Raw genomic sequence first — 19675 nt, 5'->3', positions numbered from 1 at the left:
GGACTTATTTATGTACTTATCAAAACAGGCATTTGCCTGTAAACTTTTCCATCAAGCTCACACCCCCCTTTTGCATACATAGGATGCTCTTTTACCTTCGTTGGATCAAAAGGGTTTGAATTAAACTCTGGCTTACCCCATTGTTTAAAAAAGAATGGAACCTTTTTCTTTTTACATTCCTTATGAACATATGTAATCCATTCTTTTTCTATAGGCCTTGCTTTAGGGCCAGATTCGCCACCTACTATCACCCAGTCAATATTATCAAGATAAAGATTATAAACAGGGTTTATAAGGGGCTCGATAGAAAGAAATTTGACCTTGGCAGGCGTATTAATTAAATCCTTAATTCTGAAACTTACTTTTTCTTCTTCGACAGAAACACCCATCCAAATATTATTTGTCCACTTTAAATGCTTAGATAATTCTTTCAATCTCTCAGATCTTTTAGTCAATATCTGGTAAGTGTGTTGTGGTGTATTATTCATAACCTCAAAAACTTTTTGAATATATTCAAGCGGAACAAGTTCATGGAAGAGATCGCTCATCGAATTCACAAAAACAGTTTTGGGAGATTTCCATTTGTATGGATGATTAAGCATTTGTGGCGCCAAAGTCAGGTTAAAACCATTCTCATATTGTTTTACCCCCATTGACTTCAATCTTTTAGCCATACGTTCGGCATAGCAAAATTTGCAACCAGAACTAATTTTAGTACAGCCAGTCACTGGATTCCAAGTCACTTCTGTCCACTCGATGCTAGATTGTGACATATTATTATTTGAGAATTAAAATATTTGCTGCTATCTAGAACTATTGTAAGTTTCAAATTATGAAGGTATAAAACTTACTCACATGTAAATAACATGTGAGTAAAGATAAAAAAAACGCCACCCCAAAGCTAACTTTTTTAGTAAATCATTCTTAAATGACCACTAACATGCAAAAAATATAAAATTGTTTCCTGAATATTAAATTAATTCGATTGGAGTTACTTTCGCCTCTTTTTTAATAATCCTATGAGATAAATCAAATATATTTTTCTTAATCTTTTTCTTTCCAACCAAACTAGTTAAAATCTTCCTTGTATGTGATGGAGTAAACCCATTTGTAATAGAAAATATATAGAGGTCTCTATCATTTTTTATTTTGCAATTCAAAATATTATTTTCTAACTCTCTTTCAAAACCCTCAATTTTTTTAGGTTTTTTTAAGGCACCAGTAAATAAATCGTATTGGTTATCAATCCTATCATCATCAATATCAAAATTTGCCTCTCCTCTTTCTGGATCAACTTTCCAGCATGTAGTTAAAAACTTTTCCATACCCAAAATGTGACCACTACCAAATATTAATCCATACAAACCACCCGAACTTTTTAATAGAGAAAATGGTGCAAGATGGTAAGTCATATTAGCAGGAATTAATGTTTTGTAATACTCTAACACTTTTTTATGAATTTTATAATAAGGAGTTGATTCAATACTTTCCTTATCCAAGCCTATATACTTTGCTATTTCTGGATGATCCGAAAATCGTTTTATAGTTGAAGAGGAAATAAAAAATAGAAAATCAGTAGCCTTCAATTGAATAATTTTCTTAAAAATTTCTTCATTGATATGTTTAATACCATATTGATCTAGAAAAAGTAAATTAGCCGCCCTCTTATTCTTCATTATGGGATAGCACTTATTAAATGCCTCTTTAAAATCTAAATTATCAATTTCAATTGAGTAAGGCGCGAGATCTCTTGTTTCTGGGATAAGCCTTTCTTTTAAAACGTTAAACTTCTTTTTATCATATTCATTGAAGTATAAATTTATATCTATTTTTTTTGAAATTATTTGATCAAAATATGGATTAATTTCCTGAGTAATTATGAGTGGAGTCCCTTCATTACCTTGATTGTCTTCACCTGGGCCAGCAAAAAAATCAAAGATATTGACAGTATCCCAAAGTATTTCCTTTTTAGAAAGGAAAACTGGTAACCATTCTTTAAGATAATCCCGAAAAATTGCCAACTTGGCTTGAGTTGACTCATCAAATCCCTTTTTGTGTAAATCTCTTGCCATATCTGATATTTTAAAAGTTGTAATAGATTCTTTAAAGTTTATATAATCTCTGTGAAACAAATTAGTCCTTTAAATCCCCATAAATTTTTCTATACTTTTCTAACTCTAATTTCATTTCATAAGTCAAATCATGAATTTGAACACCTGTTAATAATGAAAGTTCATCTTTATATGCCATAAATGGTGAATACAATTTATGATATGCATTACCTATGGCACCATGAAAAAGTCTAAGCTGTGGTGTTTTTGTACCACTCTTTAAAATATGATCTGTAGCAATGCCTGGATATGGATCTATATAATAAATTACAGAGATCCCCAATTGGTATGCCTTCTTTGAACACAATTCACATGGACTTGCCGTTGTAAATAACTTTCCATCCTTAACTCCCTGTCCTCCATACTTGGATATTTGTAAAAAAGCACTTTCCTCTGCATGCAAAGACCTAGTATGAACCTGATTCTTCCCTTCTTTTATTGAATTTTGCACACATTTAAAACAAAATGATACATTTCTACCATTCAAATTTTCTGTATCTATCTCGCCATAATAATGAAGTATTTTTTTATTAAAATCATTTTGTTTATCTCGTTCATATAAACTAAAAGCAGCCTCATCTCTTTCATTTATTAAATCATCAACATTTCGCAATAAACAAGGAACTTGCCCTTCCGCTGTATTATTCCAGCCAACTGCTTTAATTGAATAATTAGGGTCAGTTATAACAGCTCCAACTTGGCGAGAAATACATCCCGAATTATACTTAGCAGTGTAAGCTATTTGCATACATCTTTCTTCAGGCGATGGTGTTATTATTCCAGGTTGAGAGATTAAAGAAAGATACTTCAGTAGTTGTTGTTTTAATGAAAACTTAGGTGAAGTATTATCTTTCTCTTCTTTATTCTTATTATTGAATTCGTTGGCCTGTTCTTCTGTTATGTTACTTAAATGTATATCTGATTTTTGTATGCACTCCGAAACATTTTGCTTATAAAATTCGGTATCACTACCTCCTTTATATTCTTCCTTATCAATCTCTATGACATCTTGAAGTATCCCCCCTTCTTTATATACTTGTAGATTATCTATAATTCGGCTTTCCTCATTGTTAACAGCAATCATATAAAATGCAGAATATCTTTCTTTAAAGAACATTATTTCTAATGGATTTCTAAGTGAATCTATTACTGCTTGACACCTATCATTTACCCTTTTATGCCCCTTTATTATCTTATTTATAACAGTTACAATATTATAAACAGTAACTAAGTTTTCACTTTGCGAATTACAAAACACACATCCTCCATTTCGAATATTATTAGCAATAATCTGTAGAAGTTTTATACGTTTCGATTTAGAGACTACAGACAAACACTTATCTATTAAATCCGAGGCCTCTTTGAAATCATCGCTAATAAATATCTTATAAAGATTTTCAGAATCATCTCCTTTAATATTTTCTGGAGCCTTAAAATCATATGATTTAAGTTTATTCTTTATATTGTCAAATATTTTTCTTTGACGATGTAGTTCTTCTTTTTCAAATTCAAAATTGCAAGCTTCAACCCATGAATATTTAGCATTTTGGAAGTCCTTATCACCTGCAACAACATCTAAATAACTTATTAAACTCTCTACTCCTTCATGCAAAATAAAAAGCGATAGAACATGCCTATATTCAATCAGAAAAAATTTCTCAAAATTAACCTTAGCAAACTCATATACTATTCTATACTTTCTATCCGTATTATGATCGCTTTTTAAATTAGGCCTAGGATAGGATTCAGTAAAGCCTGCAGACAATAATTGAGCTACATCCTTACATCCAGAACCAGTCCTTCCTGTTAAACCTATAATCGTGAAAGACCTTCTTAATTCGTAAATCCTCGATAAATCGATTGGGTTATTCTTTTTATTCATCCCTTTAATTAAAAAATATATAAAACCTAATTAGAGCTATTCCAGCTTATTTACTAAAAATTACTTCCCCCCAAAAATGCCCTAGTCTACAAATATAAAAACAAAGTGTTACAACTTACGATATTTTTCAAGCTAAGTTATCTGAATCAGAAACATTTAAGTATCCCCCACAATCTAATCTCAATAAATACCACCAACAAAGAAATCCTCCCTAAATCCATAGCAAGAGCCCTCAGCCCCCACCTCCAAACCTTCCCCCTCCCTCCCCCCTGCTTAAGCCCATCCCCACAATCCTTCATTAATATCCACTCAGATATAAGCCTGCCTCATTTTTGCTTAAGCATCGCGCTTTCGGGCTTTAGCCTTAGACCTCCATGCTTAAGCCTGACCGTTCCAGGCTTATTCCCGGAGCTTCCAGAAGCTTCCTGATACTTCCGGAAGCGCTCCTGACTCCTTCAGTGGGCTGCTGAAAGGCCCAGGAGTAAGCAAAAAGACATGAGGCTATAGCCTGAAACTCCCAGGCTATAGCCTCAGACCTCCAAGCTTAAGCCCGAACCTTTCAGGCTTACTTCCGGAACTTCCAGAAGCACTTCTGAAAGCTTCAGAAACACTTCTGGAAGAGTCAGGAGTACTTCTGAATCTTCCAGGAGCAATATCTTAGAAAAAAAGTTGCACGAAATAATTTAAAACTCTAATATTGAAACTGTTAATATTTTTATCTAAACCTAAACTTTTAAAAACAGCTATGTCAATCAACAATGGATATCTGCCAAAGGCAGATAAAGAAAAAGCTATCTGGCTAAAAAATTTCTCCGGTAAACTTCAAATCCATGCAGCAAACGTGGGCATCGCTTCGGAAGAAGTAATCGGTGTCTCCAATGACGCATTAGCGTTCTTGTATGCCCTCGAAATGGTGGAAAATTCAAAGAATGAAACCGCACAGAAGGTCTCCTTCAAAAACATTCTTGCAGATGGTTCGGAAGCCTTAGCGCTTACCTATCCGACTTCAATCCCTGCTCTTAATCAACCTGCGTTGGTAAAGGCCGGTATCTTCAAGCGGACAGGTAAACTGGTGCAGAGAATCAAAAATCATCCTAACTACAATGATTCCATTGGTAAAGATCTCGGCGTTATCGGATCAGAATCTACTCAGGACAGAACTACCATGAAGCCTGAAATCAGCGGTGCTCTGGACGCTCACCGTCCGCTTATCAAGTGGAAAAAAGGTACAGCGGATTCCATAGACATCTATGTAGATCGCAAAGACGGCAAAGGGTTTGTGTTCCTCGCCAACGATTCCACTCCTGACTACATAGACACGCATCCTCTGTCTTCAGGCTCTGACACTGCTATCTGGTCTTACAAAGGAATCTACAAGATACAAGATGAACAGGTAGGAGAATTCTCCAACATCATCAACATTACTGTCACAAGGCAGATAGAAGTATAAGAGAGTTTTTGTTGTTTTAAATTGATCCAAAACCCTCTGAGGCTGTAAGTAGTCCGGAGGGTTATTTTTTGGACAGGGATTTATGGGATGAATGGATAGACAGGATTGTCTCTGATAAAAGTTCATCTCTCCCCCCTAAAATGGTCGCTTTCAAAAATCCTGAAGATATCAAACAAAATTTAATTGGTACTCGAAGATAATCCTGTCTATCTCTGAATCCCCTAAAATCCCAGTTCAGACAATTTTAAGAATGATGAAAGAGATATTCTTTTATCACAGATTACAGAGAGTATTTTGGTTAAGCTGTGATTGAAAGATTCCGCCTGGTGCAGACACCAGCCGGGGGGAAGAGTGTGAGCAAGAGCAACTGATTGTTCCTTATCAAAGTGTCTTTCATTTTCTTGCTATTGCTCCATACTCTTGCTCCTTATTGCACAGATTCTTTTTCTTTCTTTATATCGTCAGGAAACCTTAGTGCTGTTTCGATAAGCTGTTGTGAGAAGGTATATATATCTTCCAATGAATCAATAGAGTGTTTAGTCTCCGTTTTATTGGAATCGAATAGCCCGATATACCTTTTAGATCCATTTAGATACAATCTGCAAATGGTCTTATTCCTGTTATCATCAAGGAGTATATTGAAATAAGACTGCGTATCTCTATAGTTGATCCTTGTACTCCTTACAGAATTCCGGAGAAGAGATTTTATAATAAAGTATGCTTCAATTTCAAGTTCAGTAGTAACGATTCTTGTATCCTCCACAATCTGAACAGGTGTTTCATTGGCGACTACGATTACCTTTTCTTCTAACCCTTTTGATTCAGTAGATAACGCCGCTTTTAGCCTGTCATTAATAGTATCTGTGATAAACTGATTTACCGATTTCTTAACAATTAAAGTGAATTGCTCCATGAGTTTTGCTGTAATCCTTCCATCATAAAACTTGCTGGCAAAAAACTTAACAAAGTCCTCACTCGGATTACTTAACTGATTCGAAAGAATAGATCGAACCTCTTTGCTATACTTTAATTCACTCGCTGAGCTAAAAATCTCATCAACATTAAAAGAATGTTTTTGGAATTTCTTTAATTCCTCCACTACATGTTCCTTAATCTCCGTCATGGTAAATTCTAAAAATGGCTTTTCATCCATTTTATTCGCTTCCTCCAGATCGGTATAGAACTTATATGCGATGCCATTGGTAAGAATACCAAATTTTGCTTTGGTTACATGAAAGTAACGGTGCAGTTGAGAATCGTGAACATTCAGATTTGCCCCCCACCATTTGCATTCAATAATCATAATGGGATTTTCATCCTTTAGAATGCAGTAATCAACTTTTTCTCCCTTCTTAATACCAATGTCAGCAACAAACTCTGGAATCACCTCAGTAGGGTTAAAAACATCATATCCCAATGTTTGGATAAATGGCATGATGAAAGCGTTCTTAGTTGCTTCCTCTGTCTGAATCTGATCTTTAAGTCTGGCTACCTTATCGCTTAAGGCGCGAATCTGATCTATGAAATCCATAATAAAAATATTGGTTTAAGAGTTGAAACTCAAATACATAAAAATTGTTTATAATACACTGATTATCAAAAAAAAGTAAACTTTTATGGTTTGTATTATTCTACAACGGAAATGAACTGCATCAGGCTCTTTTAACTTTATATACAATGGAAGAACCAAAAGATCCTTATAATGTACTGAACTATGATCAGGTATTTATTCTTCTGAAAGATGGAGTTGGAAAAGAACAATATCAGGGATATGTAAAGCTGGACAGATCCAGAAAAAAATACTTCCTGTCCGGACGGTTTGTGAAACCGAAGAACTTTAACACGAGTTCTGTTAGATTTTTACCTGAAAAGAATTACAAAGCATTCAAAGAGACTAAAAAGGCAATAGATCAGGAGCACTTGACAGTTAATGTATTTTTTAGTCATATAGACTTTATCACTTTGCCTTTCGATAGTTTTGATTGGAAGAAATGAAAAAAGTCAGCAAGAGTGTGAGCAAGAGCAACAAGCTGTAGGTTCTCAACAAAGTCTCTTTTATCCTCTTGCTCTTGCTGTCTTTAGAATGTTTTGGGAACTAAAAAAACAATCAGAATTCAAGATTTTTTTAACCTTTAAGCTTTTCGTCATTACATACAGCATTTTTATAACTTCTTCTGACTGGGAATAGAATTTCTGAATACTTCCTTCATCTTTGAGAAAGTCAAAGATAGCTACACATTCAAAAACAGAACCTCTTGCCTTCAGCAATATTCAGTGCAATACTTAAAGAGAATCTTCTCAATTGATTTTTAATGGCAGAGTCAAATGCAAATTGTTTTAAAAGTTGCTAGTCTCAAGGTTATAACTTTTGCTTTTAAATAAACGGTTAGTTTTTCAAAGTCGAACATAGCTGAACATAAAAAAGAGCAAGAGATTAAAACTATTTATCAAGGCGTTTTCCGTCTTGTTGCTGCTGCTCCCTACTCTTAATTTCTAATCATAGCTGTAAATAAAAAAAGAAGCAAGAGCGTGAGCAAGAGCAACAGATTGTAGCTTTTTATAAAACCTCTTTCATCCTGTTGCTCTTGCTCCTCACTCTTGCTGTCCCAGTACCCAAGGGGGGACTTGAACCCCCACGCCTTGCGGCATACGCACCTCAAACGTACGTGTATACCAATTCCACCACCTGGGCATTTGTGTTTGGTTCTGCAAACTTATAAGTATTTGCAGATAATTCCAAAAGGAGTTATTCAAATATTACCACTTTTCTCTATGATTTTCCAAAGCATGCCTCATACCCCCATATAAATTATTTCTCATGCCATCATTCACCAGGAAATCATGGGGAAAGCCAAGTTCTATTTTACTTGCCTCATCCAGTCTTTTTATCTGATCTTGAGTAAGTTTAAAATTCAGACAGGCCATATTTTCTCTCATCTGATTTTCTTTTCTGGCACCGATTACCGGTATCACTACTTGATTCTTCTGCCTTAACCAGTTCAGGGCCACCTGAGCGCATGAGCATCCTGCATCCTCTGCTATTTCTCTCACAGATGATACGATTTCCTGATTACGTGCATTTAATCTTACACTATCAGCTTTAAGCCTGTTACCATCTCCTCCGCCGCCAAGGTATTTTCCGGTCAATGCACCTCCTGCTATAGGAGCCCATGCCGTCACTGCAATATCCAGGTGTTTTGCCATAGGCAGAAACTCCCGTTCTGGCGTGCGCTGTAGCAGACTATACTCCACCTGCAGGCCTGCAAAAGAAGACCAACCTCTCAACTCTGCAATAGCATTGGACATAGAGATGATCCATGCCGGCGTATCACTGATGGCAATATAAAATACCTTACCTGCCCTTACCAGATCGTCTAATGCTCTCAATACCTCTTCTACAGGGGTTGTAAAATCCCATGCATGGAGATACAGAACATCAATATATTCTGATTTTAGTCTCTTCAGACTTCCTTCAAGCGACTGCACAAGGTTCTTTCTATGGTTACCTGATGCATTCACATCATGCATTCTGTTATAAAGAGAATATTTTGTAGCAACCACAAACCTCGAACGATCACTTGCTATAAAGTCACCTACGAATTTTTCACTGGTACCTTCAGTATAGCGATTTGCTGTATCTATAAAATTCCCTCCTGCTTTTGTAAAGATGTCAAACATCTTCTGACACTCGTCTTTATCAGCTCCATATCCCCAGTCTCCCCCAAAAGTCATAGTTCCGAGACAAAGCTCAGACACTCTGAGACCGCTCTTTCCAAAAAGTTTATATTTCATTTTGTAATAATTAAGAAGTTATTTGATTCTGATTTGAAAAAGTATGCCATATCAACTCTACTGTGTCATCCTGAGCCAAGCGAAGGATCTGACAGATCCAAAATTATTTGCAATTTCAATCACATTCTTCCAGATAGCTCAATTTTCATTCTTGTGGCACTCGGATGTTTCGAAAGCTCAAAATAAAGGAAGACATTACCATCCCTTCGCATCGCTGCATAACTGAATTCAAGGTAAAAGTGTTTGTAAAAGTTTACTCTTTCTTTTACCAATTTAGAAATTAAATGTCACCCCCGGACCAAATACAACGAAGAATGTATTGTTCTTTAAGAGATACCCACAGCCTGCATATAAAGGAAAACTAAACTTGGATTCTTTTCTGACCGGGAATAATGAACCAAGTACTACAAAGCCCAGATCTCGCTGCTTATTATTTTCACTCAGGTTAAAAATATCCAAAGCAATAAACCCAGCTCCCACCTTATACGGCTTAAGTTTACCAACCTTTTGCTGATCATAGAAACTGAACTGAGCAAGAAAGGCTATGCTTATACCTGTCAAATTACCAAAGCCGGACTGAGAAAATTTCTTTACCAGGAGCCCTGTAGGAAAGGAAACCTGCAGATCCAGTGCTGTTACCATTTCCTTAATAAAAGTAATTTTTTGTGAATATCCAGGAAGGCTATATTTCTGATCGTTATGTTTTATGGTAATCTCAAGCTTCCACCACCCTTCCATATCATAGGTCTTGTGCAACAGATAGTCGTTAATATTAATCTCTCCTTTTTTACAATCTTTGACATCATAGAAAAAATATCTCGGAGAGGCTTCTCCAGGACAAACAACTACATTTTCTATCTTTTGGAATTCAATAAGATCACTTTTAGTATTGTACATCCTTACCTCAATGTTCAGGTACTGCTTTCCATAGAATCTGGTCTTCGTATCAATATTATTTTCAAAAAACACAATATTGATATCTTTAATTGGTGCTCTTGTCAGAACAGGTTTATTAAAGACATTTCCCGAAAGCGGAAACACTTCTTTATCATAACTTAATCCTACAAATCCTAAAGCCTTGGGTATCTGAAACTCCCTCAACTGAAGGTCATACTTAGTGATGATTCCATTCATATAAAGAGAGATTCTTCTTTTTATAATATCCGTTGGAATTCTTATCAGATAGAATTTAACATTATCGGAAGTTCTTGTTGTATCATATTTGATATCTCTCACTCCGTCAAAATAAAAATCAGCTTTAGAAAGTCCTCTCCCCTCTATCTTCACTTCCACTCTCTCTCCGGGATAAACAACAGTGCTGCTTGTCCAGTCCTGTCCCTCCCTAAGCACAGATATATTTTCAATGGTAGGCTTTTCCAATACATTAAAATTAGTAATAAACTCAAGTTCATCACCATCTTTAATAAACAGATAACCTTCAGATATTTTATGAAGTGTATAGGGCCTCAAAACAGCCAGAATTTTATTACTGTTTCCCACCACTGAGATTGTATACAATTCTGCAACAAGGCGACCTCCGGGCTTTTGTTGATTTTCTACCCTATAGGTTTTTCCAAGTTCAAAATTTCTGTGATAATCAATCTGTACTTCTTCTGTATGAAGTGAAGCCGGATCGAGGAAGAATTCATTTCTGTCAAGATTCACATAACCAATGCGACTTGGCTTTATATTAAACTTTAATTTGACAGGTGGAAGATCAAAACTTAATTCTTTATTACCTTTCAGAAAAGGAGCTACAGTCTTAAGATTTAAAATCAAGTCTTTATAACCCAGACTTTCAGGGTGAACAAAAAGTTTAATATGATTATCTCCCTTTTGCAGTCTGAATTTGAGAGGACCAGCTACCTGCCAGTCAGAAGGAATTCTGATGTTAAAAATATTCTTTGCAGAAAGCTCTATAGTCCTGTCTTCACCTAAATACAGATCCTGAATCTCAGAAGGAGCCCCCACAAAGGTTTCGAAGAAAGGACTCATCTTTATTTCATCCGTGATCAAGCCTTCATCCGTTTCTGCAATCATCACCAATCTTAGGAATTTAATATCCGGAAGGTTTTGTAACCTTATCTTTCCTCTGAAATATTTATTTCCTATTTCCTTTAAAGAATCAAGCACTATGTAATCTGAAGATCCGGCAATATGTAGTCGCTTTATCTTTATCTCCTCTTCAGGAAAGAGAATTATTTCCATAATCTCATCTTTGTTTTCTGCTTTAAAAAACAAAGTTTTTTCATCCTTATAAACTCTTGAATCTTTAGGGTAATGATATTCAGCAGTATCGATCCGAAAATCTATTCTCTTAAAAAAAGTTGATTGCTGTGCTTGGGCAAATACAACAACCAACTGAAATATAATAATTAGAAAAGCTCTCATGTATTACAAATGCATAACATCAATGATTCTCAATCCTGAAAAGATAAGAAAAAAATCAGGACAAAAGATAATCTTTCATAATAGCAACTGAAGAAGAAGTACCAATGCGATCAGCTCCGGCTTCTATCATTGCTTTGACATCATTTAATGTTTTTATTCCTCCTGAAGCTTTAATACCTGTCGATGAAGGAATATTTTGCTTAATTAGTTTTATATGTTCAGGAGTAGCGCCTGCAGGTGCAAGTCCTGTTGAAGTTTTGATGAAGTCAGCGCCTGCATCTGCTGCTGCTTTGCTTGCCTTCACAATCTCTTCATCTGAAAGATAAGCTGTTTCAATAATCACTTTCAGAATCTTCTGTTGTTCATGACAACATTTGGCAGCTTTGGCAATGTCAATTTTAAACCACTCCATTCCTGATTTAAAAGCAGAAATATTCATCACCAGATCTAGTTCATCTGCTCCCATGGCAACGGCATGTTTTATCTCTTCTAGTCTCGTTTCCGTGAGCTGATACCCTAAAGGGAAACCAATCACTGTGACAAGACTGATATTTGAATTGCCTATTTCTCGCTTTGCCCTTTTAAGCCAAAAAGTTGGAACACAAATGCCAAAGAGATTAAACTCTTTGGCTTCTGCGACCAACTTATCTACATCTTTATCGGTAATAACTGGTTTTAAATTAGTGTGCTCTAAGTATAAGTTTATTTCATTCATTTTATGATATCACTAACTTACCGAAATGAATCGGAACCATTACCTTAATTTCATTTTTCTCTTGATTTTCCATAGTAAAGGCTACCTCCTGACCATCTACTTCGCACTTTCTAGGCTCAAATGCCAAGCCATGGATGTTAACAGCATACGTATGATAAGTCGGAATAAATTCTCCCTTTACTGACTGCTCAATTACAAACTGATTATCAGAACCACTGGTATTGAACGTTCTCACGTTGTAATGCCCTTGTTCGTATCCATAACCATCGCCTGCATCTTCATATACAACAGATGTATGAGATTTAATATAGAAATAAGCATGCAGGATTAATTCTTTCAATTCTATCTCACCAACATATTGCATTACAGGATACATCGGTATAACAGAACCTGCTCTTACAAAAATTGGAACTCTGTTAAGGTCAGCTTCAGCCCATACTTCCATGTTTCCATGAAAGCGTTCATCATCCCAGAAGTAGTACCAGACTCCGGAAGGCAGATATAACCAGCGACCATCCGCTTCCGCCTGAGTGACAGGAATCACAAGCAAGTTATCTCCCACTCCGAATTCATCCTGACGGAAATAAGTCTCAGTATCGTTCTGATCAAGGAATGTCAGTGGTCTTAAGAAAGGTGTACCGAATTTTGAATACTGCCAGAAGGTAGTATACAAATAAGGCAATAATCTGTATCTTAATTCAATTGTCTTTTTTGCAAGCTCCGCATACTCTTCCCCAAAGGACCATGGTTCCTGATCACCATGATCACCAGAAGAATGCGTTCTGCAGAAAGCGTGGAAAATACCAAGTTGCAGCCAGCGTATATACATTTCACCGGACGGTGTTTCAATAAATCCACCTATATCAGACCCACAGAATGAAATACCTGAAATAGCAAGTCTTTGACACATCACATTGGCAAGCCACAAATGTTCCCATGAAGCAACATTATCACCTGTCCATACGCTTGAATACTTTTGTATTCCGGAATAAGCGGATCTTGTAATATTGAAAGGACGATAGTTTGGTGCAAGGAACCTTTTGATACCGTCATAGGTGGCTTTTGCCATCTGCATGCCGTAAACATTGTGAGCTTTTCTATGACTGCAAGGATCGCCGTCATAGTTGTGCCTTACATCATTAGGGAAGGTTTCAATCTCAAATACAGCAGGTTCGTTCATGTCGTTCCACACACCCCGAACTCCCGTTTCTATAAGTCCTTTAAACAATCCTGACCACCATTCTCTCACTTCAGGATTAGTAAAATCAGGGAAGTTACATTTTCCTGGCCAAACAGATCCACGCATCAGCGGACCATCTTGTCTTTTACAGAAATAATCCTTTTCTATAGCTTCCTGGTATACCCAATAATTTTTATCAATCTTAATACCCGGATCTATAATGACCACAAGCTTATATCCATCTTTTGATAATTCAGTTGTCAGTCCTTTAGGATCAGGGAAATAATCTTTATTCCAGGTAAAGCACCTGAAACCATCCATATAGTCAATATCGAGATAAAGAGCATCACATGGTATACTTCTTTTTCTGAACTCTGCAGCAATGTTCTTGACAACCTTTTCAGGATAGTAACTCCATTTACATTGATGATACCCCAGGGACCACAAAGGAGGAAGCTCAGGCTTACCTGTCATATTGGTGTAGGTTTCTACAACATCCATTAGTTCAGGACCATAGATGAAATAATAGTTCATTTCCCCTCCATGTGCCCAATAGCTGTAAACATTCTTTCTTTCAAAGCCGAAATCATAAAATGTTCTGAAAGAATTATCAAAGAGCACACCATAACCTATTTTATGGTGAAGCCCCAGGAAAAATGGTATGTTCTTATATAAAGGATCTGCATTTTTCATAAACCCGTAGGTATCTTTGCCCCAGAGTTCAAATCTTTTACCTCTCAGATTCAGATCTGTAGGCTTATCACCAAGTCCAAAGAAGTGTTCTCCACTTTGAACTTTTTTACTCATCATCACAATCTCACCACCATAGTCTTTGTGCTCTTCCCAATGAAATCCCTTTTCGTCGTCGATCACTACTTTACCTTCTTTATCAAGAATTGTAACAAGCAGGCGATGCTTAGTAATTACGATATCAAGAAAGGCAGTACAGATTGTAAACTTCTCTCCATCTTCTTTAATATCCAGGGCTTTCACCTTTCCCTCATAATTATGAGCGCCTGAATAGGAAAAATCTCTTTGAAAAATGCTCTCGGGAGAATACCTGAAGCGAATAACCTTATCGCTTTTAACACTCACCTCTAACGCAGATTCCGTACAATAGAAATAAAAGGTATAACCATCGCGTTTCCAACTTTGCACTGTATCGGGAAACTGTTGAACAGATATCTGATTCTGCCCTAGATTCATGTAACTTTCCATAAGAACAATTTTAAAGCCCTTTATGCAAAACCTGGCAAAAGGTTGCATAAAAAAGACATAGTACAATTTTAAATTTGTTTATTAACACTTCCAATAAAGTTCATCTTTTGCTTTACTAGAGTAAAAACTTTTTTTAACAATTAAAAAAGAAAGAGTGAAAACATCTCTTTTTTTTTATTCGTTAATACTCTCTTTGAGCAATTTTTCAATGGTTTCAAAAGTCTCAACTAAAACTATTTTTATAATGTTGAGTTATTGTTAAACTGATTTTGTTCAATTAAGTTTATTTAAAAAAAGAAAAACACTACGCTGATAATCTGGTTATAAAGTAGATTTTTCAAGGAAAGACTAATATGAGAAAACCAAGAGTACTAATGCTCGGATGGGAGTTTCCTCCCATTATAAATGGCGGCCTTGGGGTTGCCTGTCTCGGCTTGTGCAAAGCTTTATCCCAACATGTAGAGCTGTCCATGATCATCCCAAAATCAGATCCTAATTACATGGTTAATAATGTGGAACTGATCGGGTTGAATAACGTCGAAGTAGAAAATCTTAAAAAGATCCGCACTAGCAAATACTACAAAGAATTTGCTCATGTCACTACGGTAGAGGCCAATATTTTTCCTTATGAAACTGCTGAATCAGATTTCGATATCATCAGAGGAAAATCCATAGACTTCAGACTTGATAATGTAAATATCTTTAAAGTGGGTGATCTTTACGGAGATGATGTTATCAACAAAGTGATTGAATATGCTAAGTTTTGCGCTCGTCTTGCTATGACAAAGGATTTTGATATCATTCATTGTCATGACTGGATGACTTTTCTTGCAGGCATTGAAATTAAAGCCTTATCAGGCAAACCATTGGTTCTTCATGTTCATTCTCTTGACTATGACAGAGGCGGACCTGATAGCAGGGGCTGGGTATACGATATCGAAAGATGGGGTATGCATTATGCTGATGCCATCATTCCTGTAAGCCGCTATACAGGTTCAATAGCTAAAAACCATTATGATGTGGATGAAAGAAAAATTTATCCTGTTCACAATGGAGCTGATCCTGTTCATGTTTTCCATGACACGAAGGATTTTCCTGAAAAACTTGTTCTGTTCTTAGGAAGAGTTACTGGACAAAAAGGTCCTGAATACTTCCTTGATATTGCATCTAAGGTAATTGAGCATGCTCCAAATTCAAGATTTGTAATGGCAGGAACAGGAGATAAACTAAGAGGACTCATAGAATCAGGTGCTTACAGACAAATTGGAAATAAATTCCACTTTACAGGATTCTTGAACAAAGAGAAAGTACACAAGCTTCTTTCAATTGCTGATGTGTATGTGATGCCGTCTGTATCAGAGCCTTTCGGACTTTCTGCTCTGGAAGCCGCGCAGTTTGGTATTCCTTGCGTTATATCTAAGCAATCAGGAGTATCAGAAGTATTGTATGGAGCACTCAAAGCCGATTTCTGGGACGTTGATAAAATGGCAGGGCATATAATTTCCTTGCTTCAGAACGATTCACTCAGGGAATCCGTAGTTAAAGATGCTTTCCGTGATCTGGAAAATCTAACATGGGAAAAAGCTGCAGAGAAAGTAGCAGATGTTTACAAAAGAGTACTTTAAAAATATTTAAAAATAATTCGGATTATGCCAGCAGTTTGTTTTTATTTTCAGGTACATCAACCATACCGGCTAAAACAGTATTCGTTCTTCAATATAGGTAATGATCATAATTATCTGGACGAAAGACTAAACAAAGAAATTCTGAATAAAGTAGCTGATAAATGCTATTTACCAGCAAACAAGTTGATGCTTGAACTAATCAAAAAGTTCAACAAGCAATTCAGAATATCATATTCCATTAGTGGAATAGCTCTGGAACAATTCGAAAAATACAGACCCGATGTATTGGAGTCTTTTATTGACCTTGCTAGAACAGGCTGCGTAGAATTTCTGGGAGAGACCTTTCACCATTCACTGAGCTATCTTTATTCGAAAGAGGAATTTGTGAGGCAGATAGAACTTCATGAAAAGAAAATCAAACACTACTTTAATCAGGAGCCTGTTGTATTTAGAAACACTGAATTGATATACAACAACGATCTGGCAGACTTTATTCAGAAAATGGGGTACAAAGCAATACTTTGTGAAGGAGTTGATAACCTTCTTCAGGGTAGAACACCTAATCAGATTTATACAGCTCCAAACAATAAGAAAATCAAATGTCTTCTGAAAAACTTTAGATTGTCAGATGATATTGCTTTCAGATTCTCAAACAGGGACTGGCCGGAATATCCTCTTACTGCACAAAAATTTGCTTCATGGCTTCACAATGCTCATTCAGCAGATACCATTAATCTGTTTATGGACTACGAAACATTTGGCGAACACCAATGGAAGGAAACTGGCATTTTTGAATTTATGGCACATCTACCTGAAGAGATTTTAAAGAATAAAGATTTTTCTTTCAAAACAGTTGGAGAAGTTGCTGATGATTATCAAATCAAAGATGTATATGACGCTCATGCGACTACATCCTGGGCAGATTCTGAAAGAGACCTTAGTGCATGGCTGAGCAATTCGATGCAATCTGAATCCCTCTCCAAATTATATGCTATGGAAGAGGATGTAAAAAACTCTGGAGATAAAGACCTGATTGAAAGATGGGCAAGACTGCAAACTTCAGATCTTTTCTATTACATGTGTACAAAATACTGGTCAGACGGAGTGGTACATAAATACTTCAGCCCTTATAATTCCCCTTACGATTCATACATTTACTTCATTAATGCACTTGCAGACCTGGAAGTGGAAGTAAATAAACATTCATTAGCTACAGCAAGAGTGTTTTAAGTTTGCCTTATATTCACTTACTTTGCCTTATTGCAAACTTTCTGAGTATGCAATAAGGCTTTTTATTTTACAAGAAATCAACTCAATGAATTATCTTTCAGGAGAATCCCTGGGAAAATCATACAATGAAAAATGGTTGTTCCAGGATTTAAACTTTGGTATTAGTAAAGGAGAAAAAATAGGACTGGTTGGAGCAAACGGAGCAGGTAAATCTACTCTGTTTCAAATTCTATCCGGAAAGATAAATCCTGACCGTGGCCATGTTGCGGTTTCATCAGGTATAACTGTAGGTTTCCTTGATCAGGATCCTGAGTTTCCGGAAGGTATTAATGTGATGGAAGCCTTATTTTCTTCGGAAAGCCCTTCTTTACTTGCTATCAAAGAGTATGAAAATGCTCTAAACAATAGTGAAGATTCTAATGCCTTGCAAAAGGCAATGGAGAAGATGGATGCTCTTAATGCCTGGGATTATGAAAGCAAAGTAAAGCAGATTATCGGCAAAATGGGTATCACCATTCTTGACCAGAAAATAAAAGACCTTTCCGGAGGTCAGAAAAAAAGAATTGCTCTTGCAAGGTTACTGATTGAAAGTCCTGACTTGTTGATTCTTGATGAGCCTACCAACCACCTAGATCTTGATACTGTGGAATGGCTCGAAGGATTTCTTTCCACTAGTAATACCACCCTCTTGCTTGTTACCCACGACCGATACTTCCTCGACAGAGTAACTAATGAAATAGTAGAATTAGACGCAGGTAAAATATACCGCTATAAAGGTAACTACAGCTTTTTTCTGGAGAAAAAGGCTGAACGCCTATCCATAGAACAAGCCGAGACAGACAAAGCTAATAACCTGTTGCGCAAAGAACTTGAATGGATGCGCAGACAACCTAAAGCCAGAGGTACCAAAGCCAAATCCAGGGTTGATGCTTTTTATGAATTAGAAGAGAAAGCAGGAAAAACGAGAAACGACCAGACACTTGAACTGAAAGTTGAAACTTCCAGACAAGGAAACAAGGTAATTGAAATTGACCATATTAGTAAAAAATTTGCCAAACCAATCATCAATGATTTTTCATATGTCTTTAAAAAGAAAGACAGGATCGGAATCATTGGTAAAAATGGATCAGGGAAGTCCACTTTCCTCAATATTATCACAGGAAAACTGCAGCCGGATAGTGGAAAAATAGATACAGGTTCAACAACTAAAATAGGATACTTTTCACAAACAGGGCTTGATTTTAAAGAAGATCAACGAGTGATAGATATTGTAAAAGAAGTTGCCGAGCATATTCCTATAGGTAATGGAGAAACACTTAGTGCTTCACAATTTCTGCAGAAATTCCTATTCCCTCCCGCTGTTCAATATACATATGTAAATAAACTAAGTGGAGGAGAAAAAAAACGGCTTCAGTTACTTAGGGTTTTGATCAGCAATCCTAACTTCCTGATTCTGGATGAACCGACAAATGATCTTGACATCCCAACTCTGAACGTACTTGAATCTTTCCTTATGTCATATGAAGGATCCCTTGTAATTGTATCACATGACAGATACTTCATGGATAAACTCATAGATCATGTATTCGTTTTTGACGGCTCAGGCACTATCAAAGATTTTCCGGGAAACTATACAGACTATAGAAATCATCTGGATGAATCAGAGAAACAGGCAGAAGGAAAGTTAAAGGAAAAACCAAAAGAAAAACCTGCTGAACAAACTTCGTCTTCAAAACCAGTGGAGGAAAAGAAAAAGCTATCCTTTAAAGAAAAACAAGAATTTGAGGCGTTAGAGAAAGATATTGAAAAGCTTGAGAAGAAAAAAACAGAACTGACTGAGAAGTTATCTTCTTCTTCAATTAATCATGATGATTTGACAAAGCTTTCACAAGAGTTTGAAAATGTTAATAATACTCTGGAAGAAAAAACTTTACGTTGGTTAGAATTATCCGAAAAAGCTTAGTATTCAGAATTTAAGATTTACTCTTGAATTTGTACAATTACAGGAAAAAGTTGAAAATTAGTTTATTTTTTCCCTTATAAAAGTACTTTTAAAGGTAAAAGACCGAAATTTTTGAACT

The 19675-nt window shown here is 36.1% G+C and carries 14 protein-coding genes and 1 tRNA gene; 5 read left to right on the top strand and 10 right to left on the bottom strand.

Annotated features, from left to right (window positions below; translation table 11 throughout):
* Positions 1-8: 8 nt before the first annotated feature.
* The 4 genes from MYP_RS01640 to MYP_RS26700 all read right to left on the bottom strand — a co-directional run bounded on the left by MYP_RS01640 (position 9) and on the right by MYP_RS26700 (position 4646).
* Positions 9-773, bottom strand: coding sequence for a DUF5131 family protein (locus tag MYP_RS01640; RefSeq protein ID WP_045457551.1), 765 nt, complete (start codon positions 771-773; stop codon positions 9-11).
* Between the two features lie 198 nt (positions 774-971).
* Positions 972-2072 carry a three-Cys-motif partner protein TcmP gene (locus MYP_RS01635; RefSeq protein ID WP_156140239.1) on the bottom strand — a complete coding sequence of 367 codons (1101 nt, stop codon included), beginning with the start codon at positions 2070-2072 and terminating at the stop codon, positions 972-974.
* Between the two features lie 61 nt (positions 2073-2133).
* Complete coding sequence (locus tag MYP_RS01630) at positions 2134-3993, bottom strand: hypothetical protein (protein WP_052429882.1); 1860 nt, start codon at positions 3991-3993, stop codon at positions 2134-2136.
* A gap of 530 nt (positions 3994-4523) precedes the next feature.
* Positions 4524-4646, bottom strand: coding sequence for a hypothetical protein (locus tag MYP_RS26700; protein WP_262506719.1), 123 nt, complete (start codon positions 4644-4646; stop codon positions 4524-4526).
* A gap of 92 nt (positions 4647-4738) precedes the next feature.
* Between MYP_RS26700 and MYP_RS01625 the strand changes: the two genes are divergently transcribed.
* Positions 4739-5443: a hypothetical protein gene (locus MYP_RS01625; protein ID WP_045457546.1), complete on the top strand. Its 705-nt coding sequence runs from the start codon at positions 4739-4741 to the stop codon at positions 5441-5443.
* A gap of 427 nt (positions 5444-5870) precedes the next feature.
* Here MYP_RS01625 and MYP_RS01620 read toward each other — a convergent pair whose 3' ends face one another.
* Entirely contained in the window at positions 5871-6974 is a 1104-nt protein-coding gene (locus MYP_RS01620; protein ID WP_045457543.1) for a type I restriction endonuclease, read from the bottom strand.
* 146 nt (positions 6975-7120) lie between these two features.
* Here MYP_RS01620 and MYP_RS01615 point away from each other — a divergent pair, with 146 nt between their 5' ends.
* Entirely contained in the window at positions 7121-7438 is a 318-nt protein-coding gene (locus MYP_RS01615) for a hypothetical protein (protein ID WP_045457540.1), read from the top strand.
* 615 nt (positions 7439-8053) lie between these two features.
* Here MYP_RS01615 and MYP_RS01605 read toward each other — a convergent pair.
* The 5 genes from MYP_RS01605 to MYP_RS01585 all read right to left on the bottom strand — a co-directional run bounded on the left by MYP_RS01605 (position 8054) and on the right by MYP_RS01585 (position 14739).
* A tRNA-Leu gene (locus MYP_RS01605) sits at positions 8054-8135 on the bottom strand.
* Positions 8136-8200: 65 nt separating this feature from the next.
* A complete protein-coding gene (locus MYP_RS01600) occupies positions 8201-9235 on the bottom strand; it encodes an aldo/keto reductase (RefSeq protein WP_045457533.1) in 1035 nt (344 codons plus the stop codon).
* Positions 9236-9508: 273 nt separating this feature from the next.
* Positions 9509-11626 carry a hypothetical protein gene (locus tag MYP_RS01595; RefSeq protein WP_045457530.1) on the bottom strand — a complete coding sequence of 706 codons (2118 nt, stop codon included), beginning with the start codon at positions 11624-11626 and terminating at the stop codon, positions 9509-9511.
* 55 nt (positions 11627-11681) lie between these two features.
* Positions 11682-12341, bottom strand: a complete 660-nt coding sequence (deoC, locus tag MYP_RS01590; RefSeq protein ID WP_045457527.1) for a deoxyribose-phosphate aldolase — start codon at positions 12339-12341, stop codon at positions 11682-11684.
* Position 12342: 1 nt separating this feature from the next.
* On the bottom strand, positions 12343-14739 hold the full coding sequence (locus MYP_RS01585) for a glycoside hydrolase family 31 protein (RefSeq protein ID WP_081990389.1): 2397 nt from the start codon (positions 14737-14739) through the stop codon (positions 12343-12345).
* Between the two features lie 353 nt (positions 14740-15092).
* Between MYP_RS01585 and MYP_RS01580 the strand changes: the two genes are divergently transcribed.
* The 3 genes from MYP_RS01580 (at position 15093) to MYP_RS01570 (ending at position 19557) form a co-directional block, all read left to right on the top strand.
* The gene (locus MYP_RS01580; RefSeq protein ID WP_045457523.1) at positions 15093-16364 is read left to right on the top strand and encodes a glycosyltransferase family 4 protein; all 1272 of its coding nucleotides are present in this window, start codon (positions 15093-15095) and stop codon (positions 16362-16364) included.
* A gap of 24 nt (positions 16365-16388) precedes the next feature.
* Positions 16389-17594, top strand: coding sequence for a glycoside hydrolase family 57 protein (locus MYP_RS01575; RefSeq protein WP_045457520.1), 1206 nt, complete (start codon positions 16389-16391; stop codon positions 17592-17594).
* Positions 17595-17679: 85 nt separating this feature from the next.
* A complete protein-coding gene (locus MYP_RS01570) occupies positions 17680-19557 on the top strand; it encodes an ABC-F family ATP-binding cassette domain-containing protein (protein ID WP_045457516.1) in 1878 nt (625 codons plus the stop codon).
* Positions 19558-19675: the final 118 nt, after the last annotated feature.

The organism is Sporocytophaga myxococcoides, assembly GCF_000775915.1.
Taxonomy (GTDB): Bacteria; Bacteroidota; Bacteroidia; order Cytophagales; family Cytophagaceae; genus Sporocytophaga; species Sporocytophaga myxococcoides_A.
This window is presented reverse-complemented; position numbering and strand designations above follow the sequence as displayed.

What these genes read in the sequence shown, in the direction of transcription:
- MYP_RS01570 (WP_045457516.1), top strand. Translation starts at nt 17,680, where the DNA reads ATGAATTATCTTTCAGGAGAATCCCTGGGAAAATCATACAATGAAAAA.
- MYP_RS01625 (WP_045457546.1), top strand. Translation starts at nt 4,739, where the DNA reads ATGTCAATCAACAATGGATATCTGCCAAAGGCAGATAAAGAAAAAGCT.
- MYP_RS01585 (WP_081990389.1), bottom strand. Translation starts at nt 14,739, where the DNA reads ATGGAAAGTTACATGAATCTAGGGCAGAATCAGATATCTGTTCAACAG.
- MYP_RS01640 (WP_045457551.1), bottom strand. Translation starts at nt 773, where the DNA reads ATGTCACAATCTAGCATCGAGTGGACAGAAGTGACTTGGAATCCAGTG.
- MYP_RS01615 (WP_045457540.1), top strand. Translation starts at nt 7,121, where the DNA reads ATGGAAGAACCAAAAGATCCTTATAATGTACTGAACTATGATCAGGTA.
- MYP_RS01620 (WP_045457543.1), bottom strand. Translation starts at nt 6,974, where the DNA reads ATGGATTTCATAGATCAGATTCGCGCCTTAAGCGATAAGGTAGCCAGA.
- deoC (WP_045457527.1), bottom strand. Translation starts at nt 12,341, where the DNA reads ATGAATGAAATAAACTTATACTTAGAGCACACTAATTTAAAACCAGTT.
- MYP_RS01635 (WP_156140239.1), bottom strand. Translation starts at nt 2,072, where the DNA reads ATGGCAAGAGATTTACACAAAAAGGGATTTGATGAGTCAACTCAAGCC.
- MYP_RS01575 (WP_045457520.1), top strand. Translation starts at nt 16,389, where the DNA reads ATGCCAGCAGTTTGTTTTTATTTTCAGGTACATCAACCATACCGGCTA.
- MYP_RS01595 (WP_045457530.1), bottom strand. Translation starts at nt 11,626, where the DNA reads ATGAGAGCTTTTCTAATTATTATATTTCAGTTGGTTGTTGTATTTGCC.
- MYP_RS01600 (WP_045457533.1), bottom strand. Translation starts at nt 9,235, where the DNA reads ATGAAATATAAACTTTTTGGAAAGAGCGGTCTCAGAGTGTCTGAGCTT.
- MYP_RS01630 (WP_052429882.1), bottom strand. Translation starts at nt 3,993, where the DNA reads ATGAATAAAAAGAATAACCCAATCGATTTATCGAGGATTTACGAATTA.
- MYP_RS01580 (WP_045457523.1), top strand. Translation starts at nt 15,093, where the DNA reads ATGAGAAAACCAAGAGTACTAATGCTCGGATGGGAGTTTCCTCCCATT.